This is a genomic window from Cryobacterium frigoriphilum, assembly GCF_004403305.1.
In the GTDB taxonomy this organism is placed as follows: Bacteria; Actinomycetota; Actinomycetes; order Actinomycetales; family Microbacteriaceae; genus Cryobacterium; species Cryobacterium frigoriphilum.
In genome coordinates, this window is record NZ_SOHE01000022.1 from 1 (window position 1) to 24,311 (window position 24,311).

At 67.5% G+C, this 24,311-nt stretch carries 25 protein-coding genes and 1 rRNA gene; 15 read left to right on the plus strand and 11 right to left on the minus strand.

Going from position 1 to position 24,311, the window contains the following annotated elements; genetic code table 11:
• Window positions 1–204: 204 nt before the first annotated feature.
• Window positions 205–321 (plus strand): 5S ribosomal RNA (rrf, locus tag E3T55_RS05580).
• Window positions 322–434: 113 nt separating this feature from the next.
• Here the strand turns inward: rrf and E3T55_RS05585 are convergent.
• The 7 genes from E3T55_RS05585 to paaI form a co-directional block, all read right to left on the minus strand.
• Entirely contained in the window at window positions 435–938 is a 504-nt protein-coding gene (locus tag E3T55_RS05585) for a flavin reductase family protein (RefSeq protein ID WP_134518596.1), read from the minus strand.
• A gap of 2 nt (window positions 939–940) precedes the next feature.
• Window positions 941–1,471 (minus strand): NADPH-dependent FMN reductase, encoded by a 531-nt coding sequence (locus E3T55_RS05590; protein ID WP_134518597.1) that lies wholly within the window; start codon window positions 1,469–1,471, stop codon window positions 941–943.
• 149 nt (window positions 1,472–1,620) lie between these two features.
• Complete coding sequence (locus E3T55_RS05595) at window positions 1,621–1,929, minus strand: hypothetical protein (RefSeq protein WP_134518598.1); 309 nt, start codon at window positions 1,927–1,929, stop codon at window positions 1,621–1,623.
• Window positions 1,930–1,934: 5 nt separating this feature from the next.
• Window positions 1,935–2,393 (minus strand): riboflavin kinase, encoded by a 459-nt coding sequence (locus tag E3T55_RS05600; protein ID WP_134518599.1) that lies wholly within the window; start codon window positions 2,391–2,393, stop codon window positions 1,935–1,937.
• A gap of 100 nt (window positions 2,394–2,493) precedes the next feature.
• Entirely contained in the window at window positions 2,494–3,096 is a 603-nt protein-coding gene (locus E3T55_RS05605; RefSeq protein WP_134518600.1) for a TetR/AcrR family transcriptional regulator, read from the minus strand.
• Between the two features lie 45 nt (window positions 3,097–3,141).
• Window positions 3,142–4,461 (minus strand): phenylacetate--CoA ligase PaaK, encoded by a 1,320-nt coding sequence (paaK, locus tag E3T55_RS05610; protein ID WP_134518601.1) that lies wholly within the window; start codon window positions 4,459–4,461, stop codon window positions 3,142–3,144.
• 51 nt (window positions 4,462–4,512) lie between these two features.
• The gene (paaI, locus tag E3T55_RS05615) at window positions 4,513–4,959 is read right to left on the minus strand and encodes a hydroxyphenylacetyl-CoA thioesterase PaaI (protein ID WP_134518602.1); all 447 of its coding nucleotides are present in this window, start codon (window positions 4,957–4,959) and stop codon (window positions 4,513–4,515) included.
• 117 nt (window positions 4,960–5,076) lie between these two features.
• On the opposite strand from paaI, the gene paaA reads away from it, so the two are divergent.
• From paaA to E3T55_RS05655, 8 genes are all read left to right on the plus strand, one after another.
• Window positions 5,077–6,108 carry a 1,2-phenylacetyl-CoA epoxidase subunit PaaA gene (gene paaA, locus E3T55_RS05620; RefSeq protein WP_420897973.1) on the plus strand — a complete coding sequence of 344 codons (1,032 nt, stop codon included), beginning with the start codon at window positions 5,077–5,079 and terminating at the stop codon, window positions 6,106–6,108.
• Window positions 6,105–6,410 (plus strand): 1,2-phenylacetyl-CoA epoxidase subunit PaaB, encoded by a 306-nt coding sequence (paaB, locus tag E3T55_RS05625; RefSeq protein ID WP_134518604.1) that lies wholly within the window; start codon window positions 6,105–6,107, stop codon window positions 6,408–6,410. The genes paaA and paaB overlap by 4 nt, the downstream gene beginning before the upstream one ends.
• Window positions 6,407–7,255 carry a 1,2-phenylacetyl-CoA epoxidase subunit PaaC gene (gene paaC, locus E3T55_RS05630; protein WP_134518605.1) on the plus strand — a complete coding sequence of 283 codons (849 nt, stop codon included), beginning with the start codon at window positions 6,407–6,409 and terminating at the stop codon, window positions 7,253–7,255. The genes paaB and paaC overlap by 4 nt, the downstream gene beginning before the upstream one ends.
• A complete protein-coding gene (paaD, locus tag E3T55_RS05635) occupies window positions 7,249–7,797 on the plus strand; it encodes a 1,2-phenylacetyl-CoA epoxidase subunit PaaD (protein ID WP_134518606.1) in 549 nt (182 codons plus the stop codon). The genes paaC and paaD overlap by 7 nt, the downstream gene beginning before the upstream one ends.
• A 2-nt stretch (window positions 7,798–7,799) precedes the next feature.
• Window positions 7,800–8,945: a 1,2-phenylacetyl-CoA epoxidase subunit PaaE gene (paaE, locus tag E3T55_RS05640; RefSeq protein ID WP_134518607.1), complete on the plus strand. Its 1,146-nt coding sequence runs from the start codon at window positions 7,800–7,802 to the stop codon at window positions 8,943–8,945.
• A gap of 28 nt (window positions 8,946–8,973) precedes the next feature.
• A complete protein-coding gene (locus tag E3T55_RS05645; RefSeq protein WP_134518608.1) occupies window positions 8,974–9,747 on the plus strand; it encodes an enoyl-CoA hydratase/isomerase family protein in 774 nt (257 codons plus the stop codon).
• Between the two features lie 85 nt (window positions 9,748–9,832).
• Window positions 9,833–10,528, plus strand: coding sequence for a GAF and ANTAR domain-containing protein (locus E3T55_RS05650; RefSeq protein WP_134518609.1), 696 nt, complete (start codon window positions 9,833–9,835; stop codon window positions 10,526–10,528).
• 35 nt (window positions 10,529–10,563) lie between these two features.
• Window positions 10,564–11,277, plus strand: coding sequence for a GAF and ANTAR domain-containing protein (locus tag E3T55_RS05655; protein ID WP_134518610.1), 714 nt, complete (start codon window positions 10,564–10,566; stop codon window positions 11,275–11,277).
• 96 nt (window positions 11,278–11,373) lie between these two features.
• Here the strand turns inward: E3T55_RS05655 and E3T55_RS05660 are convergent, their stop codons facing one another.
• The 4 genes from E3T55_RS05660 to E3T55_RS05675 are packed head-to-tail and all read right to left on the minus strand — an operon-like array spanning window position 11,374 to window position 16,156.
• Entirely contained in the window at window positions 11,374–12,105 is a 732-nt protein-coding gene (locus tag E3T55_RS05660) for an ABC transporter ATP-binding protein (RefSeq protein ID WP_134518611.1), read from the minus strand.
• Window positions 12,102–14,081 (minus strand): branched-chain amino acid ABC transporter ATP-binding protein/permease, encoded by a 1,980-nt coding sequence (locus E3T55_RS05665; RefSeq protein ID WP_166791689.1) that lies wholly within the window; start codon window positions 14,079–14,081, stop codon window positions 12,102–12,104. The genes E3T55_RS05660 and E3T55_RS05665 overlap by 4 nt, the downstream gene beginning before the upstream one ends.
• 4 nt (window positions 14,082–14,085) lie before the next feature.
• Entirely contained in the window at window positions 14,086–14,958 is an 873-nt protein-coding gene (locus tag E3T55_RS05670; protein WP_134518613.1) for a branched-chain amino acid ABC transporter permease, read from the minus strand.
• A gap of 4 nt (window positions 14,959–14,962) precedes the next feature.
• Complete coding sequence (locus E3T55_RS05675) at window positions 14,963–16,156, minus strand: ABC transporter substrate-binding protein (protein WP_166791690.1); 1,194 nt, start codon at window positions 16,154–16,156, stop codon at window positions 14,963–14,965.
• Window positions 16,157–16,398: 242 nt separating this feature from the next.
• On the opposite strand from E3T55_RS05675, the gene E3T55_RS05680 reads away from it, so the two are divergent.
• The 6 genes from E3T55_RS05680 to E3T55_RS05705 all read left to right on the plus strand — a co-directional run bounded on the left by E3T55_RS05680 (window position 16,399) and on the right by E3T55_RS05705 (window position 24,144).
• Complete coding sequence (locus E3T55_RS05680; protein WP_134518615.1) at window positions 16,399–17,040, plus strand: hypothetical protein; 642 nt, start codon at window positions 16,399–16,401, stop codon at window positions 17,038–17,040.
• Between the two features lie 162 nt (window positions 17,041–17,202).
• Entirely contained in the window at window positions 17,203–17,889 is a 687-nt protein-coding gene (locus tag E3T55_RS05685) for a YcnI family copper-binding membrane protein (RefSeq protein ID WP_134518616.1), read from the plus strand.
• Between the two features lie 7 nt (window positions 17,890–17,896).
• Window positions 17,897–18,616 carry a copper resistance CopC family protein gene (locus tag E3T55_RS05690; protein WP_241992891.1) on the plus strand — a complete coding sequence of 240 codons (720 nt, stop codon included), beginning with the start codon at window positions 17,897–17,899 and terminating at the stop codon, window positions 18,614–18,616.
• A 93-nt stretch (window positions 18,617–18,709) separates the two neighbouring features.
• A complete protein-coding gene (recQ, locus tag E3T55_RS05695) occupies window positions 18,710–20,752 on the plus strand; it encodes a DNA helicase RecQ (RefSeq protein ID WP_134518618.1) in 2,043 nt (680 codons plus the stop codon).
• A 4-nt stretch (window positions 20,753–20,756) separates the two neighbouring features.
• Window positions 20,757–21,407, plus strand: coding sequence for a class I SAM-dependent methyltransferase (locus tag E3T55_RS05700; RefSeq protein WP_134518619.1), 651 nt, complete (start codon window positions 20,757–20,759; stop codon window positions 21,405–21,407).
• 619 nt (window positions 21,408–22,026) lie between these two features.
• A complete protein-coding gene (locus E3T55_RS05705) occupies window positions 22,027–24,144 on the plus strand; it encodes an acyl-CoA dehydrogenase family protein (protein WP_134518620.1) in 2,118 nt (705 codons plus the stop codon).
• Window positions 24,145–24,311: the final 167 nt, after the last annotated feature.

Here is a 24,311-nt window from a genome sequence, read left to right on the forward strand (position 1 = left end):
TGATAGGCCGGATGTGGAAGTGGGGACTAAAGACCCATGGAGCTGACCGGTACTAATAAGCCGATAATTTGATAACACTTGTAGTTTGAATGAGCTGCTATGCGTCCACTATGTGGTTCTCGATGTACGGTCGAGAACAACGCCTACACCTAACGTGTGGGCTCTATAACTAAAAAATATAGGTTCGAAACAATCGAAAACTGTTTCGGCGGCTATAGCAAGAGGGAAACGCCCGGTCACATTCCGAACCCGGAAGCTAAGACTCTTTGCGCCGATGGTACTGCAGGGGGGACCCTGTGGGAGAGTAGGACACCGCCGGACTTAACTTGAGAAACAACATGAAAGGCCACCCCACGGGGTGGCCTTTTTTGGTTTAACNAACCCTCTGTTCAAACCAAGTTGTGAGGGGTCTGGCGGAGGCAGCCGTCCGGGACTCAGGCCGCCTTGTGCAGCTGGCGAAAGCCCGAGTCGTGATAGACGAGGGGGTCGACGAGGGGGTCGGTGCGCAGCGAGAGTACTTCGAGGAGTACGACGTGGTGGTCTCCCGCGGGTACCTCGCTGCGCACGACACACTCAAGCCAGACGGGTGAGCCGTGCACGAAGATGGCGCCGGCGGTGCTGGTCTCGATGTCGAGGTTGTCAAAGCGTGACTGCTTGTTTCGTGACGAGAGCTGCCTGCACGCTGATCCGTGTGTTTCAGCGAGCACGGAGATTCCGATACGGCCGGCAGCACGCAGGTCCGGCCAGGTCGTCGAACCGTTCTGCACCGAGAAGAGAACCATTGGCGGGTCCATGGAGACCCCGACCGTGAAGGACGATGCCACCATGCCAACCTGCTCGCCGTCGACCTCGGCCGCCAAGGCGACTACTCCGGTGGGAAAGTGCGAAAACGTGGTGCGCAACAGCTCCGGATCGGGGGAGTAGGCGGTGAGTGTCATGGTCATGCTCCGTTCGAACGAGTGGTGACTGGGTGCGAGAGGTCGGCGTGCGCGAGTGCGTGGATGACCGGTGCCCAGCGCGCCGCCCAGATCGGGATCGCTGCGTCCTCCGCGTAGGTGCGGTCGATCTGGTAGAGGCCGGGTGTGGGACAGATCGCCCCGAGTTCCACCAGCACGGGCTTGAGAAACACGTCGGGGGCCATCGCGTGGGCGGGGCCTGCCCCGAGCATGAGCGGCACCGCGACGATGCCCTGCAGGCCGGTCCCGCCAGCGAACTGGTCGAGGAACAGCTTGATGACACCGGTGTAGGTCGCCTTGTAGGTCGGTGAGGCGAAGATGACAACGTCGGCACTCTGAACCAGCGCGACGGCCTCGACGACCGCAGGGTCACCCCAGCCGAAAAGCGCCGGGCCGAGTGTGACCACGTCGATGACCTCCGGTGTCGACAACCCGAGTGCTTCGGCGAGCAGGAGGCCCGCATCGAGCGTCTTCGATTGTGGTTTGGGATTTCCGGCGACGACCACGGTTCGCATGCGTGCTTCCTCTGACTAATTGGTACGGGTGAGTGGGTGTTACCTGAAGCTTGACAGCCCATTGTTGCGCCAGGATTGCGCCGCCCGCATCGCAGTCGGAGGCGGTGTAACGGTCTCATTGCGCCGCCGGCGCGGTGTCGGAGGCGCGGTCAGCTCGCGTGGTCGGCTCGTGTGTGTGCGCCGTCCGGCATGGAGGCGGCCCCCGGTAGGCAAAGTAATGAGTTGACAGCCTCCAGCCGGGGATAGGACCACCGCAGCAGGCCGAGCGGAAGGCCGGTTCTGGCCGCGAGCATGTCGTGGGTGACCGACCGGTCGCTCAGCTCGGCGCGCAGCGCGGTGAGGGCGTTCGCTACGGCAGTTTGCCGCCGCAGTTCGCGGTCGCGGATGCGCGTGGCGGCGTTTCGCGGGCCGACCGTCAGCTGAGGGGCCCCGCGCGGGGGCTGTTGTTTCCAGTGCATCGGACTCAGCGGGACGCTTTGGGCTCGGCGGCGAACCACTCGCGCACGTGCTGCACATCGATCTGCAACTGGTCGATCAACGCCGGGGTGTCGACGAACTTGCGCTCCGGACGAAGCAGGGCATGGAGTTCCACGCGCAGGGGAAGGTCGTACAGGTCGCCGCTGAAGTCGAGCAGGTGCGCTTCGAGAAGGGGTTCGCCGGTATCGCCGTAGTACGTGGGCCGGGTGCCGACACAGACCGCGGCGACGATTCCGCTCGGGTCAAGGGTGGTGCCGTACACCCGCGCCGCCCAGATTCCGCTGTGGGCCAGGAGGCCGGGAACGGTGATATTGGCCGTCGGAAACCCAATGACCCGGCCCCAGGCGTTGCCGTGTTCAACCGTTCCCTCGACGGAGTCGAGCTCGGCAGTCGAGGCCGGTGCGGCGCGGTGCAGCTGGCGGGTAGTCGCGTGCGAAGTAATCATGCACTGAGCTAAGCAGCCCGGTGTTTCGGTGTGGCGTGTCGCCGGTTACGGGCCTATTGCGCCGTCCAGAGGCATCGTGACGTGACCCTGAGGGTCGTCCTCAGGCGGGGGTGCGGAGTCCGTTGAGGGCCACGGCGAGCACGTCGTTGGCGAGGTGCGCGGCATCCGTGGGACCGGTCGGGCGGTACCACTCCGCGATGGAGTTGACCATGCCGAAGAGCAGGCGAGTCACGACGGCCGGGTCGATGTCGGCCCGCAGGGAGCCCTCGTCGCGGGCGGCGGTGACCAGCGTGGCCACGGCCCGGTCGAAGGCTCGCCGGCGCGTGAGCGCCTGGCGTTCGACATCGGTGTTGCCGCGCACGCGCAGCAGCAGGGTGACGTAGGGCAGGCGATCCGCGAGCACGTGCACGGCTCCGCGCAGCACGTGCGCAAGACGGTCGATTGCGGCCCCCGTGGCGGCGCCGGGCTCGAGCAGCAGGCCCTCGAGTCCGCCGAGGGCGTGGTCGAGGGCGAGCTGAAGAAGCTCCTCTTTCGACGAGAAGTGGTGGTAGATCGCCGCCTTCGACAGGGTCAGTCGCGAGGCGAGGACGCCCATTGAGGTGGCGTCGTAGCCGTATTCGTTGAAGGCCAACACCGCGATCTCGAGGATCGCGGCCTGGTCATAGCCGGGGCGCCCGCGCTTGGGGGTGGTCACGTCAGACATAGATATGTAGTCTCTCACGCGGGCGCACCGAGATCTGGCGTGGAATCACCGCAGGTCGTAGACGCGCTTGTGCTTGCCCACGCTGCGTTCGAGGGTTCCGGGCTCGGCGATCTCCACGTTCACCGAGGAACCGATACGGTCCTTGATCACGTTGATCAGCAGGGTGCGGGCGAGGGCCGAGCACTCGGCATCCGTCGTCTCGTGGCGTTCGATGCGTACGGTGAGCTCGTCCATGCGGCCCGGTCGGGTGAGCTCGAGAACGAAGTGCGGGGAGAGGTGCTCGATGCCGAGCACGATCTCCTCGATCTGGGTGGGGAACAGGTTGACGCCGCGCAGAATGATCATGTCATCGTTGCGGCCGGTGATCTTCTCCATCCGGCGCATGCCGGGGCGCGCGGTGCCCGGCAGCAGGCGGGTCAGGTCGCGGGTGCGGTAACGGATGACCGGAAACGCCTCCTTGGTGAGCGAGGTGAAGACAAGTTCGCCGGTCTCGCCGTCGGGCAGCGACACTCCGGTATCGCCGTTGATGACCTCGGGCAGAAAATGGTCCTCCCAGAGGTGCGGCCCGTCTTTGGACTCGATGCACTCGTTGCCGACACCCGGGCCCATGACCTCGCTGAGTCCGTAAATGTCGAGGGCGTCGAAGTCGAGGCGGTCCTCGAGCTCGAGACGCATCTGGTTCGTCCACGGCTCGGCGCCGAGCACACCGGCCTTGAGGCTCGTGCGTCTCGGGTCGATGCCGGCGGCGACCATGGCATCGGTGATCGTGAGCAGATAGCTCGGGGTGGAGAGAATCACGTCGGGCTCGAAGTCGGTGATCATCTGCACCTGCTTGCCGGTTTGGCCGCCCGACATCGGGATCGCGACCGCGCCGAGCGCTTCGATGCCGGCGTGGGCACCGAGCCCGCCCGTGAAGAGGCCGTACCCGTAGGCATTGTGCACCTTCATGCCCGGTCGCACGCCGGATGCCCGCAGGCTGCGCGCCACGAGGCCGGCCCACATGCGCAGGTCGTTCTTGGTGTAGCCGACGACCGTGGGGATGCCGGTCGTGCCGGAGGAGGTGTGAATGCGCGCAACCTGGTCCATCGGCACGGCGAACATTCCGAACGGGTAGGAGACCCGCAGGTCGTCTTTCGTCGTGAAGGGCAGCAGGCGTACGTCGTCGAGGGTGCGAATGTCATCGGGGTGCACGCCGACGGCATCGAACTTGCGCGTATAGAGAGGTACGTTCGCGTACGCGTGGCGCACGGTCTGCTGCAAGCGGGTGAGCTGCAGGGCGAGAATCTCGTCGCGGGACATGCGTTCGGCCTCGTCGAGTTCGTGGGCGGCGGGCGCGTGCAGACGGGTCTTGGTCAGCGTTGACATGGTACCTCCGGGTGCGTGGAAAAGGGTCGGGGTGGGGCGGTGGTGACAGGTTCAGAGTCCGGCGCGCACGGGCACCGGCAGGTTCGTGGTGCGGCTGCGGCCGCGAAATTCGGCGATGGTGACATTGTGCTCGTCGGTGATCCTCACGTCGTAGATCCCCGAACGGCCGCTCTTGATGCGCAGCACCGCGGTCGCCGTGAGTGTCTGGCCGCTGCGCGACGGGCGCAGAAACGTGATGTCGGCGCCCGCCGCGAGGGTGACGTGGTGATCGTCGTTGCAGGCGATCGCAAACGCGGTATCGGCGAGGGCGAACACAATGCCGCCGTGGGCGACGTCGAAGCCGTTGAGCATGTCGTCGCGAATGAGCATCGACACCTGCACGAGGCCCGGTTCGTGACTGAGTACGACCATCCCCAGGGCAGCGGATGCCCGATCGCGGGCCATCATTCCGTGGCTGCCGGGAGTTCCGTGGCTGTCGGGAGCGAGCACATCCGTCATTTTTGGTTCTCCTCGTTGAGTTACCGTATCGATTTTCTCGGGGCTTGCCGTGTCGATAAATGTGAGCATATACTAACTGAACGATCGGTTGGTAAAAGATTGTGAGACCAGGAGTCGATGATGACAATCCCCGCAGGGCCTTACGCAGCCTCCACGCAGAGCGCTCCGGTAACAGAACCGGAGCTCTCTCCTGAAGAACAGCAGTTCAACGACCTTATTGCCGCCGATTCGCGCATTGAACCGCGCGACTGGATGCCCGAGGCCTACCGCAAATCCCTTGTGCGGCAAATCTCCCAGCACGCGCACTCCGAGATCATCGGAATGCAGCCCGAGTCCAACTGGATCACCCGCGCCCCGAGCCTGAAGCGCAAGGCGATCCTCATCGCGAAGGTGCAGGACGAGGCCGGCCACGGCCTCTACCTCTATTCCGCCGCGCAGACTCTCGGCACGAGTCGGGACGATATGACGGATGCCCTCATCGCCGGCAAGGCGCGGTACTCGTCGATCTTCAACTATCCGACCCCGACCTGGGCCGACATGGGCAGCATCGGCTGGCTCGTCGACGGTGCCGCGATCTGCAACCAGGTTCCGCTCTGCCGGGCCAGCTACGGTCCGTACGGCCGGGCGATGGTGCGCATCTGCAAGGAGGAGTCCTTTCATCAGCGTCAGGGCTTCGAGATTCTGCTCGAGCTCATGCAGGGCACAGAGGCCCAACGCCAGATGGCGCAGGAATCGGTCAACCGCTGGTACTGGCCCGCCCTGATGATGTTCGGCCCGCCCGACGATGACTCGCCCAACTCGGCCCAGTCGATGAAGTGGAAGATCAAGCGCCACTCCAACGACGAGCTGCGCCAGCGCTTCGTGAACATGCTCGTGCCCCAGGCCGCGGTTCTCGGCGTGACCCTGCCGGACCCGGACCTGCGCTGGAACGACGAGACACAGATGTACGACCTCGGCGAGATCGACTGGACCGAGTTTCACGAGGTGCTCGCGGGCCGCGGCCCTGCCAACGCCCAACGACTGCAGCGCCGCCGCGACGCTCACGACGAGGGCCGCTGGGTGCGCGAAGCCGCCGCCGCCTACGCCGTCAAGATCGCTGCCCGCAAGAAGAACGCCAGTGCCGCCGACTCTAAGGACCTCGCATCATGACCGCTCCCGGTAACTCCGCAACGGAAATCTGGCCCCTCTGGGAGGTCTTCGTGCGCTCCAGCCGTGGGCTGAGCCACGTGCACGTCGGTTCGCTGCACGCCCCCGATGAGACCCTCGCGGTGCGCAACGCCCGTGACCTCTACACCCGCCGCGGTGAGGGCGTCTCGGTATGGGTGGTCCCGGCCGACGCCATCACCACGAGCGATCCCGACGCGAAGGGCGCCTTCTTCGAGTCTCCGTCCGGCAAGAACTACCGCCACGCGAGCTACTACTCCAAGAGCGAAGGGGTGAAGCACCTGTGAGCGCCACCGATCAGACCTTTTCCGCCGGCGAAGCGGATGCTCACGGCCACGCCTCCGTCGACGTCACGACGCTCGATGCCGAACTGATCGAGCGAGCCGACGTCGCCACGAGCGACGTGGCCGAGTACGCCACCTGGCTCGGCGACGACTCGCTCGTGCTGGGCCAGCGGCTCGGCGAGCTCGTCTCCCGCGCCCCGGAGCTCGAGGAAGACGTGGCCCTGGGCAACATCGCCCTCGACCTCATCGGCCACGCGCGGTCCCTGCTGCACTATGCCGGGTCGGCGACCGGCCAGAGCGAGGACGATCTCGCCTACTGGCGTGGCGAGCCCGAGTTTCGTTCGCTGCACCTGATGGAACAGCCCAATGGTGACTTCGCGCACATCATCGCCCGCCAGTTCGTGACCGCTCACTATCTGTTCGAGCTGTACAGCCGGCTGCGGGCATCCGCCGACGAGACCCTCGCCGCGATCGCCTCGAAGGCCGTCAAAGAGGTCGATTATCACCGCGACCACTCTGTTCAATGGGTACTGCGGCTCTCGCTCGGCACCGATGAATCCCGCCGACGCATGCTCGCCGCCCTGAGCGATGTCTGGCCTTACGTCGATGAACTGTTCCGCGACGAACCGATCATCGACCGGCTCGAAGGCGTCGCCGTACGCCCCTCCACCCTGCGAGCGGCGTTCGACGCGGCGATCGCGCCGGTACTGGTCGAGGCCGAGCTCGAGGTTCCCCAGGGCTTCACGGCGTCCGGCGGCGGCCGCCGCGGCGTGCACTCCGAACACCTCGCCTTTCTGCTCGCCGAATTGCAGGTGCTCACCCGCGCCCACCCGGGTGCGACATGGTGACCACCCAGACGCCGCTCGAGGCCACCGCGCGACCGCGGCCGACGGATGCCGCCTCCCTGCAGGTCTGGCGTCTCGCCGCCACGGTCACCGACCCGGAAATTCCGGTGCTGACCATCGAAGACCTCGGGGTGCTGCGCTCGGCGAGCGTCGTCGACGGGCACGTCACCGTCACGCTGACCCCGACCTACAGCGGATGCCCCGCCATGGACGCGATGCGCGACGATGTCGAGGCCGTTCTCGGCACCGAGGGGTACGCCTCCGTCACCGTGCGACTCGTGCTCAGCCCGGCCTGGACCACCGACTGGATGAGCGAGACCGGCAAGGCCAAGCTGCGCGAGTACGGCATCGCCGCACCGAACGGACACGCCACGGTACGGCCGTCGGGCCCGGTCGGCCCGCTCACGCTGCGCCTGTCGGTCAAGTGCCCACGCTGCTCCTCGCTCAACACCAGAGAGCTCGCGCACTTCGGTTCCACCTCCTGCAAGTCCCTCTACGAATGCCGCGATTGCCTCGAGCCATTCGACTACTTCAAGGTGCTGTAGACATGACCGCAATCAATCTGGGCTCGACAAACCAAGGTGCTACGACGCTCGCCCCCACCAAGCGCCGGGCCCGTTTTCACACGCTCGAGGTCGCCGAGGTGCGTCCGTTGACCGCCGAGAGCGTCGAGGTGACCTTCACGGTGCCCCGCAAGCTCGAGGGCGAGTTCGACTACGTTCCCGGGCAACACCTGGCCCTGCGGGCAACCATCGACGGGCACGAGCTGCGTCGCAGCTACTCGATCTGCCGCCCCGCGACCCGGGGATCGATCAGCGTCGCCATCAAGCGTGACCTCGGCGGGGCGTTCTCCACCTGGGCAAACAGCGAGCTGCACGCCGGCGACCGCCTCGACGTGATGAGCCCGCAGGGAACCTTCACGACCGCCCTGCACTCCCTCGACGACAAACACGTCGTCGGTATCGCCGCCGGCTCGGGCATCACGCCGCTGATGGCGCTCGCGCACACCGTGCTCGCGGCCTCCGCCAGCTCGCGGTTCACGCTCGTCTACACGAACCGCACCGCGCTCGACGTGATGTTTCTCGACGAACTCGCCGAGCTGAAGGACCGCTACCCGGCCCGCCTCGCGCTCTATCACGTGCTTTCCCGCGAGCAGCGGTCGTCGTCGCTGCTGAGCGGCCGCATCGACGAAGAGAAGCTGCGGCGCATGCTCGACACCATCCTGCGCCCCGGCACGATCGACGAGTGGTTCCTGTGCGGGCCCTTCGAGCTCGTGCAGCTCTGCCGCGACACCCTCGACGACGTCGGCGTTGCGCGCTCGCACGTGCGTTTCGAACTGTTCACGACCGGCGAACCGACCACCTTCACCCCGGATTCCGGCCGCCCGGTGCTCGTCTCCGCCGGCGACAAGACCTTCGAGATCGAGTTCACCCTCGACGGCCAGACGGCCACGGTCACGACGCCGGTCAACGCGAAGGAGAGCATTCTGAACGCCGCCCTGCGGGTGCGCCCCGACGTACCCTTCGCGTGCGCCGGGGGAGTGTGCGGCACCTGCCGCGCCAAACTCGTCACCGGTGACGTCACGATGACCGAGAACTACGCCCTCGAACCCGACGAGATCGCCCGCGGTTACGTGCTCACCTGCCAGTCGCACCCCACCACCGAGAAGGTCAGCGTCAACTACGACGTCTGACCCGCTGACCACTATCGAAACGGATGCCGTGATCGAGCTCACCATAGTCAATGACGTCGCCCACGTGGTGCTGAACGCCCCCGCCAAGATGAACGCCCTCGATGAGGTCGCGATCAGTGAGCTGAGCGACGCGTACGCGCAGGCCGAGGCCGCGGGGGTGCGCGCCCTCGTGCTGCGCGGCGAGGGCCGGGCCTTCTGCGCCGGCCGTGACATCTCGGCGGTGGATCCGCTCAGCGACGACGTGCAGGGCTACCTTGGCGGGCTCGTCACCCCGCTGCTCACGCGCATGAGCCGGTTTCCGGCTCCGACCTTCGCGGCCGCCCACGGCGCCTGCCTCGGCGTCGGCCTCGGTCTGTTGATCGCAACGGATGTCGTCTACGTCGCCGACACCGCCAAGATCGGCTCGCCGTTCGCGAACCTCGGCGCGACCCTCGACTCGGGCGGGCACGCCCTGTTCGTGGAACGTCTCGGCGCCCACTGCACCCTCGACCTGATCTACTCCGGCCGACTGATGTCGGGCGCCGAAGCGGTCGCCGGCGGCCTGTTCAGCCAGGTCTTCCCCGCCGACGATCTGGCCGATGCGGTCGCGGCCGCCGCAGCCAAGGCCGCCTCGGGCGCGACCCAGGCCTTTCTCGCGAGCAAGGAGCTGGTGCGGGCGCTGCGAGACGAACGACTCGGCCTCTGGCAGAGCATGTCGGCCGAGACAACCGCCCAGGCAGCGCTCTGCGACACCGCCGACTACCGCGAGGGTTTTGGGGCATTTCAGCAGAAACGCACCCCCATTTTCACCGGCCGCCCCTGATTGGGGCTTGCCCTGATAACGTGGCAATCGGCACACGACCTCGATCCATTTTTCGGGGGTTTTCGGGCGGATCGATAGGCATGGCATGACGGAGCGATTTCTGGGAGCGGTCGCAGCGCTGACCGCATCCGTCGGCCACGAATCGGACATGTTCGGGCCGTTCCTGACCGTGCTCCCGGTCGACGGTATCGCCATTTCGACGCTCGGCGACTTTCTGGGTTCGGAGACCGTGTCGGCGAGCGACCCCCTCGCCGTGCGACTCGACGAGTTGCAGTTCGACTACGGCGAGGGCCCCTGCTGGGACGCGATGGTCACGGCGGATCCCGTCATCGAGCCCGACATTCGGCGCGAGCCGACGCGGGTCTGGCCGGCGTTCTCCGAGGCCATTCAGGGCGAGAACCTCGGCGCGATCTTCGCGTTTCCGCTGCGCATGGGCCACCTGCGGCTTGGCGCGATCGACCTCTACACCGCCCGGCCGAGCGAACTCAGCGAGCTGCACGTGCGGCAGACGGTGGCGCTGGCGACCGTGGTCAGCCGACTCGTCCTGCTGCGCGCGTTCCGGCTCGCCTCTGAGTTCAACCCGGTCGAGGCGAGCGACCAGCTCTCCCGCCGCGCCGTGCACCAGGCCACCGGCATGGTGCTCATCCAGCTGCAGATTCCGGCAGCGGATGCCCGTCTCATCATTCAGGGCCACGCATTTTCTGCGGGCCGGTCCATGCTGGAGGTAGCAGAGGACATCATCAACGGAAAACTCAACTTCGCTGATGAGGAGCAGTGCTGATGAGCAGCAGTGCTGATAACGAATCAAGGATTGACATGATTGCTAACACGCGAGAAGACATACTGATCGACACCTTCGCGACCCTGGCCGACACCCTTGTCGCCGGCTACGACGTCGTCGACCTGCTGCAGACCCTGGTCGAGAATTGCCACACCCTCTTCGACATCTCGGCGGCCGGCATCCTGCTGGCCGATGAGGGCGGAGAACTGCACGTCGTCGCGTCGACGAGTGAGGCCAGCCGGCTCGTTGAGATGATGCAGCTCAGCGCCCAGGCCGGCCCGTGCGTGGAGTGTTTTCGAACCGGCCGAGTGGTGTCGCTGCCCAACATCGACGACAGTCCCGTCGCCTGGGTGCGCTTTCGCGACAGCGCGCGGGCCGAGGGGTTCGCGGCGGTCTACGCGATTCCACTACGGCTGCGGCAGACCACGATCGGCGCCCTCAACCTGCTGCGGGACAACCCCGGCGAGCTGCGCGCGCAAGACGTGCGCGCCGCCCAGGCCCTCGCGGATGTCGCGACCATCGGCATCCTGCACGAACGCACGGTGCGCGAGAGCAAGACCGTGCGGGATCAGCTGAGCGCGGCGCTCAACTCCCGCGTCGTGATCGAGCAGGCCAAGGGCGTCATCGCCTACAGCCATTCGATCCCGATGGACGAAGCCTTCGCCGTGCTGCGCGGCTACGCCCGCAGCAACCGGCTGATGCTCTCCGAGGTCGCCGAGCGCCTGGTGGACCGCACCCTCACGATCTAACCCAGCACCGCCACCACGACCCCGTGAGAGCGGGTGAATCGTCGTTCTGGCTGAGCCACAACGACGATTCACCCGCTCTCGCGTGAAGATGCCGCCTTAGGCGGATGGCGCGGGGCGGGCCGGTTCCGCGGCCCCGCCCAGGTAGGCGTTACGCACCTCGGGCATCTCGATGAGTTCCGCCGGCGTCCCCGTGAGGGCCACCCGGCCGCGGTGCATCACCACGGCCCGGTGCGCGACCTTGAACGAAGCCCGCACGTTCTGCTCGACGAGCAGAACGGCGAGGTTGCGCTCCACGGCCAGCCGCGCGAGCACTGCCATGATCTCGGTGACGACCTTGGGCGCGAGACCGATCGAGGGCTCGTCGAGCATGATGCAGGTTGGGTCGGCCATGAGCCCGCGGCCGATCGCGACCATCTGCTGTTCGCCGCCCGAGAGGGTGCCGGCGGCCTGCCCCATGCGGGTCTTCAGGCGCGGAAACAGTTCGAGCACGAAGTCCATGTCACCGTGCCCCTTGCGCGACCAGGCCCCGAGATCGAGGTTGTCCCGCACCGACAGGGTCGGAAAGCAGAGCCGGTTCTCGGGAACATGGGTCAGGCCGAAGCCGGCCATCTTCTCGGTCGCTTTGCCGCCGATCGAACGCCCCTCGAGGGTGATCGTGCCCGCCGTCGGCCGAATCAGGCCGCCGACCGCCCGCAGCAGCGTGGTCTTGCCGGCGCCATTGGCACCGACCACCGCGAGGATCTCCCCGCGGGCGACCTCGAAGGCCACGTCGTGCAGCACCGCGAGCTGTCCGTAGCCGGCGCTCAGTCCGGAAACGATGAGTGTCATACGTGTTCCTCCAGCTCGATCAGGTCGTGCTCGGCTTCGTCGATGTCGGTGCCGAGGTAGGCGACCACCACCGCCGGGTCGTTGCGCACGGTCTCGGGGTCGCCGTGAGCGATGAGCACACCATCGTCGAGCACGGCGACATGGTCGGCGAGTGACATGACCTGGGCCACGTCGTGCTCCACGAGCACGATCGTGAGCCCCGCGGTGCGCAGTCGGCGCAGCAGGTTCGCGAGCACGTCGCGTTCATGGCCCGACAGCCCGGCCATCGGCTCGTCGAGCAGCAGCAGGGCCGGCTCAGACGCGAGCGCCCGGCACACCTCCATCATGCGCTGACGGCCGAAGGGCAGCGCGGCGGCCGCCTCGTCGGCGACATCGGTCAGGTGCATCGACTGCAGCAGGTCCCGCGCGAGGGTGCGGTTCTCGTGCTGCTCACCGGTCTGCATCCCCAGCATGCCGCGCAGCACCCCGGCCCGGCCCTTGCGGAACCGTCCCATATAGACGTTGCCCACGACATCCGTCGAGGTGAACACCTGCAGGTTCTGAAACGTGCGGGTCAGGCCCAGATCGGCGGCGACGTGCGGCTTGCGGCCGGCGATCGACGTGCCGAGAAAGGTGACCGAGCCGCTCGTCGGCGCGAGGGCGCCGGAGATCATGTTGAAGCACGTGGTCTTGCCGGCACCGTTCGGCCCGATCAGGCCGAGGATCGTGCCGGCCGGCACACTGAAACTCACGTTGTTGACGGCCGTGACGCCGCCGTACTGCTTCGTCAGGCCCTCGATCACCAGAATCGGCTCGCCGGCGGCGACCGGAACGCTGATCGCGGGCAGCGCGATGTCGGTGGTCTCGGCATCCGCCACAATCGGTTCGTGCAGATCGGCGGCGGTGTGCGCCGGGCGACGGATGCCCCGGGCCGATTCCGCGCCGCGTCGGCGCCACAGGCCGGTCGCCCTGGCCCAGCCGGCCGCAGCGACCTGGTGCAGGCCGCCGGGCAGCAGCAAAATGACGAGCACCAGCACGATGCCGTAGCCGAGCAGCTGCACCTCGCCGGTCGCGCCGGGGATCAGCGCGGGGATGATCTCGCTCATGCCCTCGCCGAGAAACTCGACCAGGAAGGAGCCGGCGAGGGCTCCCCAGACCGAGCCGAGGCCGCCGATGACGACCATCAGCAGAATCTCAACCGAGAGGTGGAAGCTCGCGACCTGGGGGCTCACGATCGCGACCTGGTAGGCGTAGAAGACCCCGCCGATGCCCGCGAATCCGGCCGAGATGACGAATACCTTGAGGCGCAGGGCGTAGGTGTTCACACCCAGGCTTTCGGCGGCGAGTTCGGAGTCGTTGACCGCCGAGAGCGCCCGGCCGGCCCGGCTGCGGCTGAGGTTGATCGCGAGGATCAGCCCGATCACCACGAAGGGGGTGAGGAACCAGAAGAAGTAGCCGTTGTTGTTGATGACCACGCCGAAGACCTCGGGGCGGGGGATGCCGTAGATGCCGGTGGTGCGACCGGTGAAGTCCCATTCCCGCACGATGATCATCACGATGAAGCCGAGGCCCAGGGTGGCGAGGGCGAGGTAGTGGCCGCGCAGGCGCATGAGCGGCAGGCCCACGAGCAGGGCGACGATCATCGCCATCACGATCGCTCCGACCGCCGCGACCGGGCCGGGCAGGTCGAACTTGGTGAGCAGAATTGCGTGGGTGTAGGCGCCAATGGCGAAAAAAGCCGCCTGGCCGAGGCTGACCTGGCCGGCCAGGCCCATCAGCAGGTTGAGGCCGATCGCGGGCAGGGCGAAGATCATCGCGAAGACCGCGACGTTCATCATGGCCGGGCTCGCGGTGAAGGGGATGATGATGGCCGCGAGCACGAGAATGCTGCAGCCGATCGTCGCTCCGCGGTTGGTGACCCAGAAACTCGGCTTCTTCGCGGTGAGTGTGCCGACAAACGTCGGTGTGGTCGACAGTGACCTGGTCTTGTTTGACATTGCGCTACACCCTGACGGCTGTGGGTTTGAGAACGAGACCATCCGTGCGAATCACGAGCACAAGGATGAGGATGAAGAAGGCGACCGCGTCACGCAGTCCGGAGGCGACATAGCCGGCCACATAGGACTCGAGCACGCCGAGCAGCAGCGCGCCGACGATCGCGGCGCGGAACGACGAGAACCCGCCGAGCACCGCGGCCACGAATCCCTTGAGCCCGAGCAGCAGGCCGCCCGACCAGATCGACAGGTAGATCGGCGAGGACACCACGCCGGCGATCGCTCCGACGAAGCCGGCGATCGCGAAGGCGAGCACAGAGGCCATCACCGGGGAGATCCCCACGATGCGGGCGGCGACGGGTTGCTCGGCACACGCGCGCAGCGCCTTGCCGAAGCGGGTCTTCTCGTAGAAGAACACGATGCCGCCGCCCACGAAGACGAGAGCACCGACCATCCACAGCTCCTGCGCACGGATGCTGACCCCTGCGATCGTGAGATCGCTTCCGGGAAAGACCGGCAGGCCCCTGGCCTCGGGGCCCCACACCAGCAGCAGGATGGCCTGCAGCAGGGTGGAGACCCCGAGGGTCAGAATGATCGACACGAGCGTGGTCAATTTCTTGACCCGCGCGATGATCAGCCGTTCAATCGCGACCGAGACCAGGGTCACGGTGAGAACGGCGGCCACGATCGACACGAACAGGGGCATTCCGGCCGAGATCAGCCAGACCGCGCCGAGGCCGGCCATCATCGCGAAGTCACCCTGGGCGATGTTGATGACGTGTCGCACGGTGTAGACGGAGATCAGGCCGACGGCGAGCAGCGCGTAGACCGATCCCTGCGACAGGCCTGCTGCCGTGAGCTGGAGAAAGTCGGTGAGCATCTGTCTAGTCCTTGTAGAGGGACCAGACGCCGCCCTGAGCCTCAGCGAGGATCAGGGAGCTCGCGTCAAGGCCGGAGTGGTCGTCGGCGGTCATGTTGTAGACGCCCGAGACGCCGACCAGGTCGGTGGTGCCTTCGATCGCGTCACGCAGGGCCTCGGAGTCGGTTCCCGCCTCGGCGAGGGCGTTGACGGCGATGTTCCAGGCGTCGTAGGCGTAGCCGGCGAAGCTCGAGGCCGGGGTGCCGTAGGCGGCCGAGTAGTCGGCCTCGAAAGCGTCGATGACCTTGCGCTGCGGGTCTGCGGCGTCGAGTTCGCTCGCGATCAGCAGGCGACCGTTCGGAATGATGACGCCGTCGGCCGCGTCGCCGGCGGCTTCGAAGAAGGCCGGGCTGGCCACGCCGTGCGACTGGTAGACGGGCTTGTCAACGGCGAGTTGGCCGTAGGCCTTCTGGGCGAGGCCAGCGGCCGGGTTGATGCCCCAGATGATCACGGCGTCGGCGTCGGAGGCCCGCACGTTGGTCATCTGCGGGGTGAAGTCGGTCGCGGTGAGCTCGAAGGATTCGGTCATCTCGAGGGTGATGCCGCGGTCGGCGCCGAGGTCGGTGATGTAGTCGGCGACCCCTTCGCCGAAGCCGCTCGCGTCACGCACGAGGGCGAGCTTCTTGTAGCCCTTCGACTCGGCGTCATCGAGAATCGTCTCGAGCACGACCACGTCGTTCTGCGGGGTCTTGAACACCCACTTCGAGTCGGTGATGATGGCCGCGTTCGCGGCGAGGGAGATCATCGGAATCTCGGCCGCTTCGGCGATGGAACGCATCGCGAGGCTCGGGCCGGTGCGGGAGGCGCCGAGGATGAGATCGACGTCGTCGCTCTCGATGAGCTTGGTCGCGGCCTTCGCGGCGCCATCCTCGGTGGACTGGTTGTCGACGATGGTCAGCTCGACCTCGCGGCCGTCGATGCCGCCGTTCTCGTTCAGCGCGGCGGCCAGCATCGTGAGGGTGTTCTGCTGGGGAACGCCGAGGTTGGCACCGCCTCCGGTGATGTCGAGCACGGCGCCGATCTTGATCGGTCCGGTCTCGGCGGCGCCGGTCGGGTCGCTGTCGGTGCTGCCACCCAGGTTTGAGGTACTGCATCCGACCAGGACCAGGGCGGTCACCACGGCCAGCGGTGCAATAAATCGGATCCGAGACTGCTTCATTGGGGTCTCCTTCGTTTGGGGCATATTCAGTTGGGTCTTGTTCGGCTGCACAATAAGCGACCGGTAATTAGTTACCGAACAGTCGGTCACTAAATAGGTTCGTCTGACCATACTGTGCGCGCGGGCGGCGAGGCAAGACCCTGCAGGTACGGCTTTGCCGCCCCGAGGTCACAGCTTGGTGACGGATGCCCCCGCCCGGGTAGGCTGGACCCCTACTGTTTCAGAGCCCAAAGGGGGCGACAATGACCTCACGCTGGGCGCGTTTCGCTCGTGGGTGGGTCGTTGCGGTCTTCTCGACCCTGGTCGCCGCGCTCTCGCACACCCTCGGTGGCGGAGCCGCCCCCTCGGCGCTCGCCGTGGCGGTCTCGCTGGCCTTCGCCGGCATGATCTGCGTCGGCCTCGCCGGGCGCACGGTCTCGGCCCTGCGCCTCGGCCTCTCGGTCGTGCTCAGTCAGGTCATCTTCCACACCCTGTTTTCATTCGGCGGTGCCGGCGGTGCCCTTGCGGTGGATGTCGCCGCCACCGCCGGTCTGCACGGTCACCTGGCCGAGCCAGCCGTCAGCATCGTTCCGGGCGCGGCCACCGCGATTGCCCACGCCGGCCATGCCGGCGCGGCCATGTGGCTCGCGCACCTGGCCGCGGCCGCCGTCACGATCATCGCCCTGCGGCACGGGGAGCAGGCGTTCTGGGGGCTGCTCGCCAACGCACGCCTCGGCATCCGCTCGGTCGCACCGAGTCGTGCAGCCCTGCGCGTTCCGGTCGCCGTGCCGACGCTGCTGCACCGCCCGCCCGAGACGTGCGACGCCCCGGCGCCGCGCGACCTCGGCGTCTTTCTCGTGACCCGGCCGCACCGCGGGCCGCCGGTCTTCGTGCTCTGCGCCTAAAAGTGCAGCGCCGAGAACGCGCCCGATTCCACCGCCACCCGGCCCTCGCACCTGCGTGCGCGGCCTGCGTGCGCGCACCAGACTTTTTCGGTCGTCGCAACGAACCACCCGACGACCCCTCCGCATGACCCCAGCACGACCCACAGTAAAGGGAACACCCCTATGAAGCGTTCATCCCTCACCCTCGCCGCCTCGGTTGCCGCCGGCGCCCTGCTCGCCCTCGGCGCACCGCTCGCCGCGAGCGCCCACGTCTCCGTCGAACCGGCCGCCACCTCCGCCGGCTCGTACACCGTGCTGACCTTCTCGAACGCGCACGGCTGCGACGGCTCGCCGACGACGGGCATCACGATCGACATTCCTCAGGGCATCGACAGTGTGTCGCCCACCATCAACCCGGGCTGGACCGCGGCGAAGGTCATGGACGGCGACCGGGTCGGCCAGGTCACGTACACGGCCTCGACCCCGCTCGAAGACGGCTACCGCACCACCTTCGCGCTGAGCCTGCAGTTGCCGGCCGACGCCGAGGGCGAGACCCTGGCCTTTCCCGTGCTGCAGAGCTGCGAGGTCGGCGAGACCAGCTGGAGCGAGCCCACCGTCGACGGCGAAGAAGAGCCGGAGCACCCGGCGCCCACCGTCACGGTGACCGAGGCGAGCTCCGACGAGCATGGCCACGCGGGCGCATCCGATAGCGAGGCAGACACCGCCGTGACGACCGAGACCACCGCAGCCTCCTCGAGCCAGAGCAACTCCGGCGACGTGCTCGCCCGCGTGCTCGGAATCGGCGGCCTCGCCGTCGGTGCCGTCGGTATCGTGCTCGCGATCACCGCCCGCCGCAAGACGTCGGCCTAAAGCCGTGATGAACGCCGCGACGCCGCGATCCTCCCGCTCGCTCGCGGGGCGGGGCCGCCGCGCGCGATCGCCGCTGGCTGCGCTGCTCGCTCCGCTGGGGGTGACCGGCCTCGTGGCGTTTGCGCTGCTGTCCGGGTGGTCCGCCGCCCCGGCGTCGGCTCACAACTATCTCGTGTCCTCCTCGCCCGAAGCCGGCGCCGTCGTCATGCAGCAGCCGGGCGTCATCTCGGTCACCACGAACGACGCCCTGCTCGACCTCGACGGCACCGGCGCCGGCAGCGCCATCCAGGTCAGTGGCCCGAGCGACGCTCCTCTTTATTACGGCGACGGATGCGTCTCCGTCGCCGGTGCCACCGCCGAAACCTCCGCAGAGCTCGGGGCCGCGGGGGAGTACACCGTGACCTGGCAGGTGGTCTCGACCGATGGACATCCGATTTCGGACACCTTCACGTTCGATTGGCAGCCGGCCTCGGGCCAGGCGCTTGCCGAGGGTGTCGCCACGGCCCCAGCCTGTGGCGATGCGGCCGGCAGCAACGGGGGCGCCGATGCCGGTGCTGCCGACACCGGTGCTGCCGACACCGGTGCTGCCGACACTGATTCGGCCGACACGACCGCAACGGATGCCGAGATCACCGGCCTCGGCGACGCCGGCTGGATCGTCGCCGCTCTCGGCGTGGTGGGACTCGTCGTCACCGTCACCGTGCTCGTGCTGCGCCGACGCCCCTGACCCGATAGGTAGGCTTGCGGGGTGAGTTGGAATGGCGGCAGTGCAAAACAAAACGGTGCGAATCAAAACGGTGATCAGGGCAGTGCGAACCACATGAGTGCGTGGCAGCGAGACGAGAGCGAACCCAGCGATTTCGATGCGCCGGACGACTTCGACGCCCCCGACGACTTTGATGCGCCACCACCGCCCGACTACGGCGGAGGCACCTCGAGCTACGGTTCCGGTGAGTCCGGTCCGGCGACCGCACAGGCCGTTCAGACGCGTCCGGCACAGCCGGCCCGGCCGCCACGCGCCGCCACCGAAAAGTTCACGACCCCCGCCGAAGCCCTGCACACCGTATTCGGGTTTGACTCCTTTCGCGGCGACCAGGCCGAGATCATCGACCAGCTCGTGGCCGGCAACGACGCCGTCGTGCTCATGCCCACCGGTGGCGGCAAGAGCCTCTGCTATCAGATTCCCGCGCTCGTGCGCCCCGGCACCGGCATCGTGGTGTCGCCGCTGATCGCGCTCATGCAGGATCAGGTAGACGCCCTCACTGCGGTCGGCGTGCGCGCCGAGTTCCTCAACTCCAGCCAGGATTCGGCGACCCGCAACCAAGTCGAACGCGACTACCTGAACGGCGACCTCGACCTGCTCTACGTCGCCCCTGAGCGGCTCTCTTCCGAGGCCACCAAGCGCTTTCTCGAACGCGGCACGATCGCCCTCTTCGCGATCGACGAGGCACACTGCGTGTCGCAGTGGGGCCACGACTTTCGCCCGGACTACCTCGCCCTCTCGGAACTCGCCGACCGCTGGCCCGACGTTCCCCGCATCGCACTCACCGCCACGGCGACGGATGCCACGCACAAAGAGATCACCACCCGCCTGCAGCTCGGTGACGCCAAGCACTTCGTGGCGAGCTTCGACCGCCCCAACATCCAGTACCGCATCGTGGCCAAGAACGAGGTGCGCAAACAGCTCTTGTCGTTCATCAAGACCGAACATGCCGGCGACGCGGGCATCGTCTATGCGCTGAGCCGCAAGACCGTCGAGCAGACGGCCGAGTTCCTGAAGACCAACGGCATCAATGCTCTGCCGTATCACGCGGGCCTCGACGCCGGCGTGCGGGCCCGCACCCAGAGCCGGTTTCTGCGCGAGGATGGCGTGATCATCGTCGCGACGATCGCGTTCGGCATGGGCATCGACAAGCCAGACGTGCGCTTCGTCGCCCACATCGACCTGCCCAAATCGGTCGAGGGCTACTATCAGGAGACCGGCCGCGCCGGTCGTGACGGCGCCCCCGCCAACGCCTGGCTCGCCTACGGTCTGCAAGACGTCGTGCAACAGCGCCGCATGATCGACCAGTCACCGGGCGACCTCAGTCACCGCCGTACCCTCTCTGGGCACCTCGACGCCATGCTCGCACTGTGCGAGACCGTCGACTGCCGCCGCGTCAACCTGCTGCGCTACTTCGGCCAGACCAGCACCCCGTGCGGCAACTGCGACACCTGTCTCAACCCGCCGGAAGCCTGGGACGGCACCATTCCCGCCCAGAAACTGCTCTCCACGATCGTGCGCCTGCTGCGCGAGCGCAACCAGAAGTTTGGCGCCGGCCACCTCATCGACATTCTGCGCGGCAAGGAGACGCCGCGCGCCACCCAGTACAGCCACACCGAGCTCAAGACCTGGGGCATCGGCGCCGACCTCAGCGACCAGCAGTGGCGCGGCGTCGTGCGGCAGATGCTCGCCCAGGGTCTGCTCGCCACGAGCGGCGAATACGGCACCCTGATACTGACGGATGCCGCCGCATCCGTTCTCGACGGATCGCGCACCGTTCAGCTGCGCACCGAACCCGACCGGCCGCTGCGGCGCACGCCCGCCGCGAAAAGCGCCGCAAAGGCCGGTGTCGCCGAGCTCAGCGGCGAGCAGGAGACTCTCTTTCAGGCGTTGCGGGCCTGGCGCAGCGCGCAGTCGAAGGAACAGGGAGTGCCCGCCTACATCGTCTTCGGCGACGCGACGCTGCTCGCCGTAGCGACGGCCCGGCCCGATTCGCTCGCCGCGCTCGACGGAATCACCGGCATCGGCGCGAAGAAGCTCGAGGCCTACGGCGAGGCCCTGATCGAGGTTGTCACCGGGGTGGGTGCAGGGCCACACTGATCGCATGAGCAGCACCCCGCGCAGTAATGCGACACCGGGTGTCCAGACGGCCCCGGCTACGGACTGGACGCCCTACTACGACGCCCAGTCCGGTCGCGCGGTTCGCCCGGTGCTGCGTCAGGTCCTGGAACTGCGTGACCCGGCCGTACCCGGTACCGCGATCGATCTGGGCTGCGGCGGCGGCATCGAGACCCGCTACCTGCTGCAGAACGGATGGCGCGTGCACGCCATCGACGCCGATCCGGCCTCCGCGGGGCGGGTTCGGGTCGGGCTCAGTGACACGCAGCTCGGCCGCCTCAGCTTCCGGTCCGCCCGTTTCGAAGAGCTCGCCGATTCACCGGAGGGGCTGCCGGCGGCGGACCTCGTCAACGCCTGTTTCTCGCTGCCGTTCTGCGCCCCTGAGAGTTTCCCCGCCCTGTGGGCGCAGATCTGCGCGGCGCTCCGCCCCGGTGCCGGCTTCTCGGGTGAGCTGTTCGGCCCGCACGACTCCTGGGCCGGCCGCCCGGACATGAACTTTCACTCCCGGGCGGAGGTCGACGAGCTGCTTGGCGGCCTGCACGTACACAGCCTCATCGAAGACGACCGACTCGGCTTCTCGGCGTTCGGCCGCAGGCACTGGCACGTCTTCCACATCGTCGCCCGGCGCTCCGCCTGAGCACCGCCAGCGGGCGTGTGCGCCGCTGTGCGGGACCGGTGCCGCTGCGCGGGTAGTGCGCCGTTGCGCGGGTGTTGCGCCCTTGCGCGGGTGTTGCGCCGCTGCGCGGGAGTTGCGCTACCCCGCTCCGTGCCGGTTTGGAGCTGCGCGGGTACTGCGCCGCTACGCGGGTGGCACGCGTACCGCGCAGCGGCGCACTACCCGCGCAGCTCGGTCCGAGCCTCCAACGCGGCGCCGCGGCATGCCGTTGCGCGGGTGTTGCGCCGCTGCGCGGGTGTTGCGCCAACCGGCCCAGTACCCAGTCTTGAGTTGCGCGCGTTCTGCGCCATCCCTGCAGAGGAAAGATGCGCCCTTGCACCCTTGCGCCCTTGCGCCCTTGCGCCCGTGCGCCCGTGCGCCCGTGGGCCCTTGCGCTGCCCGTGTACCCGGGCCCCTGGGCGGCGGCATCTTTGTGGGAGATCACCGAGTCATCGGGCCGCGCGTTGTGCGAAAGCTACAAGGCGGATGCCGCGCCCGGCATGCTTCGTTGTAGCCCCGGCACGCACCATTTCGCGCCCAGAGCCCGCGGTTCTAACGTGAGTCGAACATGCCCGTTCGCGCGACTCAGTTAGGACCAACGATGGTTGACACCGCCCAGCGCCCTGCCACTCTTCCCACCCCCGAGGCTCCCGAAACCAGCGGCGACACCGGCCCCATCACCCTGAACAGCGACCTGGCCGCCGCCCAGGTCGATGTGGCTGCGCTCGGCCGCCAGCTGCTCGGTACCTGGGCCGACGTACGCATCAAGGCCCGCGAGGTCACCGCTCGCCCCGACATGCAGCGCATCGAGGGCCTGTCCATGCACGACCACCGGCTGCGCGTGCTCGAGCAGCTCAAGGTGCTCGCCGCAAACGGCCACGTGCACCGCGCGTTCCCGAAACACCTCGGCGGAAGCGACGACCACGGCGGCAACATCGCCGGCTTCGAAGAGCTCGTCATCGCCGACCCGAGCCTGCAGATCAAGGGCGGCGTGCAGTGGGGACTGTTCGGCGCCGCCGTGCTGCACCTCGGCACCAAGCCGCACCACGACAAATACCTGCCCGGCATCATGGACCTCAGCGTGCCCGGCGCCTTCGCGATGACCGAGATCGGACACGGCTCCGATGTCGCGAGCATCGGCACCACGGCGACCTTCGACCCGGACACCGACGAGTTCGTCATCAACACCCCGTTCCGCGCCGCCTGGAAGGACTACCTCGGCAATGCCGCGAAAGACGGCATCGCCGCCGTGCTCTTCGCCCAACTCATCACCCAGGGTGTCCAACACGGTGTGCACGCCTTCTACCTGCCGATCCGCGACGAGAACAACGACTTCCTGCCCGGCATCGGCGGCGAAGATGACGGCCTCAAGGGCGGCCTGAACGGCATCGACAACGGCCGGCTGCACTTCACGAACGTACGAATTCCGCGCGAGAACCTGCTCAACCGCTACGGCGACGTCGCCGCCGACGGCACCTACTCGAGTTCAATAAGCAGCCCCGGCCGCCGCTTCTTCACGATGCTCGGAACCCTGGTGCAGGGTCGGGTGTCGCTTGACGGCGCCGCGACCGCCGCATCCGCTCTCGCCCTCACGATCGCGATCACCTATGGCAGCCAGCGCCGCCAGTTCACCGCCGGCGACGCCGAAGAAGAGGTCATTCTCGACTACCAGCGCCACCAGCGTCGGTTGTTTCCGCGGCTCGCCACGACCTATGCGCAGACCTTCGCGCACGACGAGTTTCTGGTGAAGTTCGACGAGGTCTTCAGCGGCAAGGCCGACACCGACGACGACCGGCAAGACCTCGAGACCCTCGCCGCCGCGCTCAAGCCACTCAGCACCTGGCACGCCCTCGACACCCTGCAGGAGGCCCGCGAAGCCTGCGGCGGCGCCGGATTCCTCGCCGAAAACCGCCTCGTCGGCCTGCGCGCCGACCTCGACGTCTACGCCACCTTCGAGGGTGACAACAACGTGCTGCTGCAGCTCGTGGCCAAACGTCTGCTGACCGACTACAGCCGCAAATTCGCCTCAGCGGATGCCGGCGCCCTCGCCCGCTACGTCGTGCAGCAGGCCGCGGGGCGGGCTTACCACGGTTCGGGGCTGCGTACCCTGGCCCAGACAGTCACCGACTTCGGCTCGACCGCGCGGTCGGTCGGTGCCCTGCGCGACACGAACGTGCAGCGGGAGCTGCTCACCGATCGCGTCGAGACGATGATCGGCGAGGTCGCCGGTCACCTGCGCTCGGCCAACAAGATGCCCAAGAAGCAGGCCGCGGCACTGTTCAATTCGCACCAGAACGAGCTCATCGAAGCCGCGAAGGCGCACGCCGAGCTGCTGCAGTGGGAGGCCTTCACGCGGGCTCTCGAGACAACCGTCGACCCCGGCACGAAGCGGGTGCTGACCTGGCTGCGCGACCTGTTCGGCCTCGGCCTGGTCGAGAAAAACCTGGCCTGGTACCTCATTCACGGGCGGCTGTCGTCGCAGCGGGCGCTCTCGGTCACCGCCTACATCGACCGGCTGATCGCGCGCATCCGCCCGCACGCCCAGGACCTCGTCGACGCCTTCGGGTACTCGCAGGAGCACCTGCGGGCGACCATCAGCAGCGGCATCGAGCGCGAGCGCCAGGACGAGGCCCGCGACTACTACCGTGAGCAGCGCGCCTCCGGCCAGGCGCCCGCCCCCGAAAAACCCGCCAAGCCCGCCAAGCCCGCCAAGAAGTAGTCGCGGTACTCGTCGCGGCACTCGTTCCGCGAGCCGGCACTCCTTCCAAGGAGTGCCGGCTCGCCTAATGAGTGCCGCGCCCGGGTGAGTGCCGCGCCCGGGTGAGTGCCGCGCCCGGGTGAGTGCCGCGCCCGGGTGAGTGCCGCGCCCGGGTGAGTGCCGCGCCC